This is a genomic window from Ruminococcus sp. OM04-4AA (assembly GCF_003462585.1).
Lineage (GTDB): Bacteria > Bacillota > Clostridia > Lachnospirales > Lachnospiraceae > Mediterraneibacter > Mediterraneibacter faecis.
This window is the reverse complement of sequence record NZ_QTZH01000106.1, coordinates 1-3,096: the sequence shown is the minus strand read 5'-3', so window position 1 is coordinate 3,096 and position 3,096 is coordinate 1. Positions and strand designations below refer to the sequence as shown.

Genomic DNA, 3,096 nt, shown 5'->3' with positions numbered 1-3,096 from the left:
AGGGGATAAGGTCGGTGCGGTTTATCCTCTGTAAATGGGCGGTTAATTTACTGGAAAGGGAATTGCTGTATCTTGCCTTATCAAGCATAGTTCCCACTTTTTCCAGTCCGCCTAATGCGTCATGTTCTTCCAAGAAGTAAAAACTTTTGACAGCGGAAATCACGCCACCCTCTGTGAGCCATTGCTGTGTTTCTTCAAGGGAATTTTGCTGTTTTGGTACTTGCAGTTTTAAGACTTCCACAGCCCCTAAAAAGCGTTCCCAAAACCGACATGTTTTCCATCTGCTCTTATTACTTTCGTTTCTGTTTGGTACGACAAAGCGTAGGTTGTTTGCCAATAGACCGAAAGCCAGTTCTCCAAGTTCCAGCGGTCTTTCCTTGAATGTCATGGCAAAAGCATGAGCCTTATCATCACGCAGTTGCATTTCTGTCCGTTTCCAACTGCCGACTTCCTCAAGCGTCTTATTATGTTTTGAACAGACTTCCTTATCCTTATCATAAAAGCGGTAGGACAATCCCGATTTACCAGCACCGATATAAACAGTCTTTGCGGTGTCGAAATCATCAAACTTGCTTTCGTCAAAGTGGTAGCCCTCACTATTCGAGATAAATTCCTCTTTTTCGCATTTCTTCTTTATCTGCTCTATGGTAAAAAATGGCTTTTCGTTTTTATCATCAATGGCAATATCAAGCCTTGTGAAGTGGAAGTTATCCTGTCCGTATCTTCGCTCACAATGTTTGAACATATCCCCAAAAGTACAATTCCTACTGTCGAGAATACGGAAAATATCATCACACCCTCTGCCGGTCATAACAAGATAACAGCCTAACCCTTGTGGGTTATCCTCTGTTTTTCTTGCGTCGCCCGATACATAAATATCTCCAATCTGCCAGCGTGCTTGATAGGTTTTGTATTTAATGCTTGCCGGATAGACATTGAAAATGTCAGTCGGTAAACCTAAAATGTGCATGATGACATCTTCAGCAGTTGCCGTTTCAAATACAATGCTGATGTAATCAATCTTAACGGATAAATTTTTGTGTGTAGTTATAGTGCATTACTCCTTTCGTATGTCCCGTTTTTTGCGGGGTAAAAATTGTGTTTTTTCCTTTATTTATCACAGTTTCTAGGTACTATGACATGTATGCGCAGGGCGGTGTTACATATACGCCCTCTGCGAACGCCTTTAGGCGTTCCTTTTCCAAAAGGAACTGTCTGTCCGAACACGTCTGGGGGACGTGCCCCGTCCAGCCAGCCCCTTTTGGAAACCACTATTTTCGGTCTGATAGTCCATGCTTATTCATGCTATCAAAGTGAAAATGTATCTTCTCTATGCTTACTCAAGCGTGTGATTGACCCTATCGTGCTTAATCACTCTATCTGATACGATAATAACGCCATTAGAATTACTTGTCAAGAAGTTTTTGTTGACTTTTAGATGTAGATTAAGTATGATATGCTTATAAATACCAAGAAAAGCAACGAAAGGAGCGGTTATACTAAGTTATGGAGCATTATGAAAAGAAAATCAGTTTCTTAGGAGAGAACATACAGACCATAAGAAAACACAGAGGAATGAAACAACAGGAACTTGCGGATAAAATCGGTATCAATATGCAGAGCCTTTCCAAGATTGAACGAGGTGTGAATTTTCCTACCTTTGATACATTAGAAAAGATAATGGACGTGCTGGGTGTAATGCCCAATGAATTATTATCGGGAGAATGGAAGTATGTTAATCAATCCGAAAAGGAAGTCTGCCAGTTTTTAAGAATTGAAGAACGATTAAATGCAGAACTAAAACATGGACATTATGACAACTTCTTTGACAGCGAGGAAGAATGGCTGGAATATGAGTTGGAAAAGTTACGGGAATATATTACGACTACATCAACGGGAAAAGTATTGTAGCGTCCGACCTTTATCCAATCAAAGAATTTATCCAGCATTTGAAGTTTCAAAAACTGTTAGACCGCTATGATGATTTATACAGCATGGATATGTTCGGGGAAAGCATAGAGGGACATAAATATAGGACACCTTATCAAGTCGTAAAAATGATAAACCCCAATTCAAAAGAAGATATGGAATTATTACGGGAAGTATTGAAAAATAACCATTTTGATGATGAGGACGAATAACTTTTTTCCTCTTTGTAGAAGATACAGCAAACAAAAAGCCCAGTAAAGAGTGCAAAGCACCACCAATGGTGGCAAGGCTCTTGACAGGGCTTTTTCTTTTCTGTGGAGGGTAATCAAGAGGAAGAAAAGATAAAATTTGATTTGTGGTAAATCGGATAATATCAATGAAATTGTCACGGTACAAGTTTGGGCTATATAAGGAATAGTAACTGGAAGATTGTTGGATAAAAGAAAAAGGCTTGCAGTTCTGTATTGATTTGCAAGCCTAAATATATTATTTATACTTCTGGAAAATCCCGACTAATAAAGTATCTATCGCTTCAGCTAATTCAAATCTAACTTTATCTGAGGCAGAAAAAGCGTTTCCTAATTGCAAAGTTGTATAACCGTGAATTATTCCAGTAAGCATATTTAATATTTCAAGTGTTTTGTCTTTGTTAAGACTGCACGATTGGATAAGAGTAGTTAATAATGAAAGATAGTTGTTAAAAATGGTTGCTGTTTCCTCTGTTCCGTGCCACACAGCCCATTGAATTGTTTCATAAACTCCGGGGTGTTCAATCATATAGTTTAGGTATTCGATAGAAACTAACTTAATTGCTTCTTTCCCTATTTTTCCAACGGCAATTTTCATCATTCTTTCATTCATGTCACGCATACCATTATGAGCAACTTCTAAAAGAAGATTATCTAAACTTTCTATGTGATTATATAAAGATGGTGTACGAATGTTTAATTTTTGAGCAACAGCTTTTAACGAAACGTTATTTAATCCTTTTTCATCTGCTAAGTCTGATGTTGCTTTTATTACTGCTTCTTTAGTGGTTTTCATAGTTATGCACCTCATTCAAAATATCATACAAACACAATTCTAGCTAATTGAATTAGTGTAGTCAATAACACAATTAGAAAATTATGATTATTTATTGACTTTCCTACAAAAACATTTTAAAAT

General features: G+C 37.4%; 3 protein-coding genes. 1 reads left to right on the top strand and 2 read right to left on the bottom strand.

The features are described from left to right. A partial coding sequence (locus DXB52_RS15175) for a replication initiation factor domain-containing protein (protein ID WP_147343390.1) occupies positions 1-970 on the bottom strand: 970 nt, incomplete at its 3' end. 536 nt (positions 971-1,506) lie between these two features. Between DXB52_RS15175 and DXB52_RS17575 the strand changes: the two genes are divergently transcribed. Beyond that, entirely contained in the window at positions 1,507-1,911 is a 405-nt protein-coding gene (locus tag DXB52_RS17575) for a helix-turn-helix domain-containing protein (RefSeq protein WP_472520494.1), read from the top strand. A gap of 504 nt (positions 1,912-2,415) precedes the next feature. Here the strand turns inward: DXB52_RS17575 and DXB52_RS15165 are convergent. Further along, positions 2,416-2,973: a TetR/AcrR family transcriptional regulator gene (locus tag DXB52_RS15165; RefSeq protein WP_005946872.1), complete on the bottom strand. Its 558-nt coding sequence runs from the start codon at positions 2,971-2,973 to the stop codon at positions 2,416-2,418. Between the last annotated feature and the right edge of the window lie 123 nt (positions 2,974-3,096).